This is a genomic window from Acinetobacter sp. 1566109 (assembly GCF_000582255.1).
Classification (GTDB): domain Bacteria; phylum Pseudomonadota; class Gammaproteobacteria; order Pseudomonadales; family Moraxellaceae; genus Acinetobacter; species Acinetobacter nosocomialis.
This window is the reverse complement of sequence record NZ_JEYB01000103.1, coordinates 1-7,155: the sequence shown is the minus strand read 5'-3', so window position 1 is coordinate 7,155 and position 7,155 is coordinate 1. Positions and strand designations below refer to the sequence as shown.

The 7,155-nt window shown below is 43.5% G+C and carries 5 protein-coding genes and 3 pseudogenes; 2 read left to right on the top strand and 6 right to left on the bottom strand.

The genetic code is table 11. The features are described 5' to 3' along the window. Positions 1-2,630, top strand: a 2,630-nt coding sequence (locus J582_RS24080; RefSeq protein ID WP_032048780.1) for a YadA-like family protein, incomplete at its 5' end; no start/stop codon positions are given. A gap of 72 nt (positions 2,631-2,702) precedes the next feature. Then, complete coding sequence (tpgA, locus tag J582_RS24075; protein ID WP_004681119.1) at positions 2,703-3,518, top strand: trimeric autotransporter adhesin/peptidogylcan-associated protein TpgA; 816 nt, start codon at positions 2,703-2,705, stop codon at positions 3,516-3,518. A gap of 163 nt (positions 3,519-3,681) precedes the next feature. On the opposite strand, the pseudogene J582_RS26490 reads toward tpgA, so the two are convergent. The 6 genes and pseudogenes from J582_RS26490 to J582_RS24065 all read right to left on the bottom strand — a co-directional run. Beyond that, positions 3,682-3,792: pseudogene (locus J582_RS26490) on the bottom strand (integrase core domain-containing protein); the annotation flags it as partial. A 277-nt stretch (positions 3,793-4,069) separates the two neighbouring features. After that, positions 4,070-4,309: pseudogene (locus J582_RS27555) on the bottom strand (integrase); the annotation flags it as partial. A 72-nt stretch (positions 4,310-4,381) separates the two neighbouring features. After that, positions 4,382-5,966 (bottom strand): annotated as a pseudogene (locus tag J582_RS0105400) (IS66-like element ISAba25 family transposase). A 74-nt stretch (positions 5,967-6,040) separates the two neighbouring features. After that, positions 6,041-6,376 carry an IS66 family insertion sequence element accessory protein TnpB gene (tnpB, locus tag J582_RS24070; protein ID WP_000618092.1) on the bottom strand — a complete coding sequence of 112 codons (336 nt, stop codon included), beginning with the start codon at positions 6,374-6,376 and terminating at the stop codon, positions 6,041-6,043. Beyond that, positions 6,373-6,756 (bottom strand): transposase, encoded by a 384-nt coding sequence (locus tag J582_RS0105395; protein ID WP_001055585.1) that lies wholly within the window; start codon positions 6,754-6,756, stop codon positions 6,373-6,375. The genes tnpB and J582_RS0105395 overlap by 4 nt, the downstream gene beginning before the upstream one ends. A 102-nt stretch (positions 6,757-6,858) precedes the next feature. Continuing rightward, positions 6,859-7,155 (bottom strand): IS5/IS1182 family transposase (locus tag J582_RS24065; protein WP_019509734.1); only part of this gene is annotated, 297 nt, incomplete at its 5' end.

Below are 7,155 nucleotides of genomic sequence, written 5' to 3'. Positions count from 1 at the left end.
ATGAAACAGTAACGTTTATCGCTGGTGACAACATTGCGGTTGAACAGGCAGGGAACAAGGTCACTGTAGCAACGAAGAAAGATGTGGTATTTGACAGTGTAACTGCAGGTGGCACAGTCATCAATAATGCCGGCTTAAGCTTTGTTGACGGTACAGGCTCATTGGTTGCGAACAGTCCAAGCATCAGCAAAACAGGGATCAATGCAGGCAATCAGAAGATCACCAATGTTAAAGCTGGGGATGTCAATTCAACATCTACAGATGCCGTGAATGGCAGTCAGCTATATACAGCACAAAACAATGTGAAGAATGTATTGGGGAGCAGCACACAGATTGATGCTGCTGGCAATTTAACTTCAACCAATATTGGCGGAGTTACAGGAGCCAATACGGTTCACGATGCAATTCAGCAGGTAAATAACACTGCGACTAATGCGAAGACTCAGGCAGATAAAGGTTTGAATTTTGCAGTGAATGGTGTAACTCCAGCAGACAATGTACAGCTGGGAGAAACTGTTAACTTCGCAGATGGTACAAATACAACAGCAACCTATGATGCATTGACGAATACCTACAAATACAGCCTGAACGATACATTGTCCTTAAGCAATGCGGGCAGTCTATCGATTAAGGATAGTGCTGGTACAGGTACAGTCGTTTCTGTTGACAAGACAGGGGTACAGTCAGGCAGCATTAAGCTAGATGCATCGACAGGTAAGATCACAGGAGTAACAGATGGTCTTGTTGCTGCAGGATCTAAAGAAGCAGTAAATGGTGGTCAGCTTGATGCAGTAAAAGCGATAGCGAATACAGGCTGGAAACTGACGACAGATAAAACTGGTACGGGTGCAGTGGCAGGTAGTTCAGTTGAACAGATCACGCCAGATGAAACAGTAACGTTTATCGCTGGTGACAACATTGCGGTTGAACAGGCAGGGAATAAGGTCACTGTAGCAACGAAGAAAGATGTGGTATTTGACAGGGTGACATCGACAGATATATTAGGTAATACATCTATTCTGAGTGCAACAGGCATAATTACACAAGACAAGGATGGAAAAAAATCTGCATCATTAAGTAATACGGGTTTATTTGTAGCTGAAATGAATGCAACTGGAAATACCTTGAGCAGCAGTAGTCTTGAAGCAGGTAAATTGACTGTAAAAGGCACTAACACACTGGTGCTAGATTCAGTGAAAGGTACATTGACTGGTTTGAGTAATAAGACACTTGGAAGTGGTGATTTTGCATCTCAAGGCCGCGCAGCGACTGAAGAGCAGCTGAACCGGGCGCAAAGTAATGTCGCATCTATTTTAGGCGGTAATGCAGCCAATAACGGTGGCCTGCTCAGCATGTCGAATATTGGTGGTACTGGTGAAAGTACTATTGATGATGCAATCAAATCAGTCAATCAAGTGGCTAATAATGCCAATAAAGGCTGGAATGTTAGCACCAATGGCGGTACAGCAAACAATGTGAAGCCAAACGATACTGTTGATTTCAGTAATAAAGATGGCAATGTCACAGTTTCAAATCAGGGCAATAACATTACTGTCGATTTAAACAAAGATATTGATTTGGGTGCAGCTGGTAGTGTAACGACCGGAGACACCAAAATTGATAATAATGGTTTAACGATTGCGGGTGGTCCAAGCGTAACCAAAAATGGTATCGATGCGGGCAAACAAAAAGTGACCAATGTTGCTGACGGTAAAATTACTGCCGATTCTCAAGATGCTGTGAATGGTGGTCAAATTCACGACATGATGGGTGCTGGTGCTTATGACACCAATGGAAATCTCAGTAATATTGGTGGTACAGGTCAAAGCAATATTAACGATGCTATTGCAGCAGTAAACAAAACCGCAGTTCAATCTAAATCGACTGTGACTGAAGGCAGCAATATCAAAGTTGTGAGCAATTCAAATGCAGATGGCAGTACTAATTATACGGTGTCAACAGCTGATGATATTACGCTGAACAGTGTTACAGCGAAGGATATTAATGCAGGTACTGTAACGACTGATAAGGTGGTTGCTGGCAATACCACTGTTGATAGCAGTGGCTTGAGCATTAAAAATGGTCCATCTGTGACCGCTTCCGGTATTGATGCAGGCAGTAAAGTAGTGAGTAATGTCAGCAATGGCGTGCAAAACAGCGATGCTGTGAATATGGGGCAGTTGTCTCAATACCTAGGCGGCGGTGCTGGCTATAACAACATCACGCAAAGTTTTGATGCGCCAAATTATCAAGTCAATGGTGGTTCTTATAACAATGTCGGTGATGCATTAGGTGCGCTAAATCAGGCCGATCAGGCATTGGGTAACCGTATTACAAATTTGGGTGATCAGTTACAACAAGCATTCTACTCAACAAATCAACGTATTGATGATGTTGAGAAAAAAGCCAATGCAGGTATTGCTGCGGCAATGGCATTAGAAAATGCACCGTACATTCCAGGTAAATACACTTATGCGGCAGGTGCTGCCTATCATGGCGGTGAAAATGCAATTGGTTTGACTTTACGTAAAACTGCGGATAACGGTCGCTGGTCATTGACTGGTGGTGTTGCTGCCGGTTCATCAGGTGATCCAAGTGTACGTGTTGGTATCAGTGGTGTAATTGATTAATGCATGGTGGGGAAAGAGCATGGTGGCTCTTTCCCACTTGTTTTTTAAATTTAATCAAGAATTGAGATGACAATGAAAACTTTATTAAAAACAATTGTAAGCTGTGTATTTTTAACTGGTGTGTTGAGTGGTCTAACACATGCAAAAGAGCAGATTAATTTACAGATGGCTGATGAGTCCGTTTCTTTTCCAGAAGTGAAAAAAAGTTACCTAGATCAAGTTCACCGTTATGAATATGATCAGGTACTGCGTCTGGAAAATGGCTTAACCAAAGACCAAATTCGTTATATTTTGGGCCATCCACATTTTAGCGAAGGCGTGTTTGGGGTTCGTGAATGGAACTATGTATTGGATATCCGTGTGCCTGAAACCCAGCAATACAAACGCTGCCAGTTACGTATCGACTTTGATAAAGACTACTTGGCCAAGGCATATTATTGGAAGGGTGAAGCCTGTCAGGGCTTGGCGCAATATGGTGCCAACAATCAACCTGTAGATAAAAATGCATTGGTTGTTGGAGGACTGAATGCCCAAGTTGCACAAGCTAGCGTACTATTCGCCTTTGACCGTTATGATGAGTCTGCGATTAACCGTGACTTTAGCCGCGTGGAAGAAATTGCAGAGGCCATTAAGCAGTCCGGCAGCCAGCGGGTTACTGTGACGGGTTATGCCGATAAATTGGGTAACTTTAACTATAACCAGGTTTTATCTGCACAGCGTGCGAATACCGTGGCTTATTTGCTAGCTCAACTGGGGATTGATCCGAATTACATTAAAGTCGATGCCAATGGAACAACCCGAATTTATAAAGAGTGTGAAGGTCAAACCAAATCTACTTCAACTGTGGAATGTTTAGCACCAAATCGCCGAGTAAATGTTAATTGGTAATAAGAATTAATGGAGTATATTGTGCTGATAAAGTAACTATATACTCTTTTTCCTTAAAATTAAGAGGTTTAGAAAGTAAAATGATTTTAACCAAGGCAGTTTAAGCAAATTAAGATACAAACTAGGTAATCCTCCCATAAATAACCGAAGTTAAGAGTAGAGGTTAAGCAGCCATTAGAGGAGGCCTTCCTTTGTTGGCCTGGTGTGGTCTTTCATGATTGTAATGCCACAGCCAATTTGCTGCATAATCTTGTACTTCATCCAAAGTATCAAATGAAATATATGGCTCAACGGGCAAAAGCTAGTCCTCTGAGAATCAGCTTTCATATTGCATCCATTAGTATTCTGAATATTTAAAGATTCACTTCATTGGATTCAGCAGGTAATTTATCCAAGCATTTTGAAAATTTACTGGAAAAGCCAAGAAATACATTTTACCTGAGAGAAGAGCGAGAAGTTGCCCTAGGGTTGTGAAGGGAAAACCGCAGAAATACCCAAGAGAATACCAGTCAATTTCTTAACTGACTAGCATTAGGCCGTGTCGAGGTATTTCAATTAATGCCATTTCGCACTTGTTGCAAAATCCAATCCTCATATTCTTGTAGTGTTTCTTGTAGCATATCCATAGGTCGTACGATGTAGTGCCTTTCAACTAATGCACTTGGTTTATGACCTGATATCTGTGCTAAAGATCCTTCATTGATTTTTGCCCAAATAGCTAACGTTTTATATGATCTCCTCAATCCATGGGGAGTAAGTTCAATATTTAGTTTTTTACATATTTTCTCGGCTTTGTTGCACAAAGATTTGAAATGCAAAGCGCCCCTAATTGGTAAGCGTCCGCTGAATCCCATACCTATTTTTTAATTCGATTTAGGTTTCCAGCAGTGCGGCAGCAATTCTTCAATTTGGGTCACTTTGTGTGTCGGTAACCTTTTCAGCACATCACTTAAATAGGCATACGGATCCAAGCCATTCAGCTTTGCTGACTGGATTAAAGTCATGATGTTTGCCGCTCGCTGACCACTGCGCAGCGAACTTGCAAACAGCCAGTTCTTGCGTCCCAACGCCCAGGGACGCATCTGATTCTCTACCCAATTGTTGCATATCGGTAGATTGCCATCATCCAGATAGCGGCTTAAGGCTGGCCAACGCTTCAGAGTGTAATTGATAGCCTTGGCGGTGGGAGAACTCGATGGCACTGTCAGATGATGTTGGTTGAGCCATTCATATAGTTGTTGCATCACTGGTTGACTATGCTGTTGTCGGTATTCGCGGCGGTCTTCCGCTGTACCATCGGTCTTTTTCCTGAGTTCTGCTTCTATCGCATACAGTTTCTGAATCAGCACTAAGGCCTGTTCAGCAACCTGACTTTTCCCAGTTACATGCAGTTCATGGAATTTACGACGTGCATGGGCCATGCACCCTACCTCAATCACCTGGCCTGATTTAAAACGTGCTTTATAACCACTGTAATCATCACAGACTAGATAGCCCTGCCAGCCTTTCAAGAACTCTTCAGCATGCTGGCCTGAACGACTATCCTGAAAGTCATAGATCACCGCCTGAACTGGATTATACTGTGTGGTGGCATAGGCCCAGACATAACCTTTCTTCGGTTTTTTATTATTCTCACCCATCCGCATGATGGTGACCGGTGTTTCATCTGCATGCAGCACCCGCTGTTGCAGCACCACCTCTTTTAAGGCATTGGCCAGAGGTTCCAGTTCTACACCGCAGCGACCTATCCAGTCAGATAAAGTGGATCTGGACAGATCAATGCCAGCCCGCTGATAGATCAGGCGCTGACGGTACAGCGGCAAATGATCGGCATACTTCGATACCAGCACATGGCTGAGCAATTCAGGTGAAGCAATGCCTTTATCAATCACATAGGCGGGCATCGCTTGCTGAGTCAGAGTGTCACACTGATCACAGACCCATTTACCACGCACATGCTGTTCCTTATAGAACTGTGCCGGTCTGAAATGCAGTTTTTCACTGACATCTTCGCCGATACGACGGAGTTGGCAGCCACAAGCACATTGGGTTGAACATCTTTCTATTCTCAATACGGATGGTGTGTAGATGATCTGGCAGTGGTCGACGTTTAGGTTTATTGGTTTTGGCTTTCTGTGTCGCTGCATTGGTTTTATCTGCATTTAGCCGTTCCAGTTCTAGATCAACCGCGGCAATATCTTCTTCAACCGCTTCATCCCACAGATGGATTTGTTTTGCCGTTAAGTGTTCATTCCTTTGGGCGAATTTGTGCTTTTTAAACAGCGCCAGTTCATGCTCGTATTTTTGATTGAGAATAGAAAGATGTTGAACTTTGGCATCCAATTGTTGGTTTGATTGTGCTAGAGACTGATGCTGCAGCGCCAACTGCCTGGTGAATTCCAGCAGTTGTTCATGGGTCAGTTGGCTTAAGTCAGGCAGCGTATTCATGACCGCAGTATGCCTGAGGTCATGACGCAGAGGAAATAGAACGTTTGGAGAATAGCAGAATGGAACAGCCTGGTTTAAAGCATCGTCACCACCTGCTGTCGTCCAATGCGCTGCCAGGGCAAACCTTGGATTAATGCCTGTAACTGTTCCGGGCTGAGGGCCACGGTTTCACCTTGGTGAACTTGAGCCCAGTGAAATTTGCCCTGTTCCAGCCGCCGGGCACACAGCCAGATGCCCAATCCATCATGTACCAGCACTTTCATGCGATGGCCACGTTTATTACAGAACAGGTAAGTACAATGCGGTTTGATGTAGCCAAAGGCTCTCACCACCTGAGCCATGGTCGTATCCATACCTGCACGCATGTCCATGGGCTGAGTAGACAACCAGATTTCATCAATGCGGATCATGTTGCAAGTGCCTTGAGTAATTCTGCCAAGGCAGGTATTTCTGATGTCTGCCATTTTAGCTGAATATCATTATTCGTATGAGGCACGGTGATACACAACGTGATCCTCTCATCAATAGGTTGGCTGATTGCAGCAGTGTAAGGCAAAGCAATAAATGCTGGATTCACATGAGTAGGATCCTGCACGGCACCCTCATGATGGCTGAAGATCCTGATCCAACGACTGACAAGGTTGGCATTAATACTATGTTGCAGTGCGACCGAAGCGATCGAGGTATTAGGATTTTTGCAGGCATTGACAATACTGAGTTTGAATTCTTTGCTGTATTTTCGGCGTTTTTTAGCAACAGGAGGTGTTGCTGAATATATATCCATGTTCATGGATTAAGTCCCCACTTGTTTTTAGGTGGGAACTAAATTAAGGCTTATAGGATCGCTTGGTAAGGCTGTGTTAGCCGGATGCTTACCCTAATTGAGCCAAATTTAAGGCGTAACTTGGGTAAGTGGTCGACCTAATTCCGTAAATCTGTTAAGGACTGCTACACGTGCATGGATCTCATTCACTTGGCTATCAAAACTCCTTGCACTGAGTTTATCTCCTAATAATTTGATGCAATGCATCTTAGTTTCAACCAAACTTCGACGATGATAGCCTGACCATTTTTTCCATAGTGTCCTGCCTAAACGTTTAATTGTTCTAAGTAATTCATTTCGCTCTAGCGAGCTACTCTTTGTATCTTTCCATTGTTTCGCATTTTTTCTAGGTGGAATCACCGCATG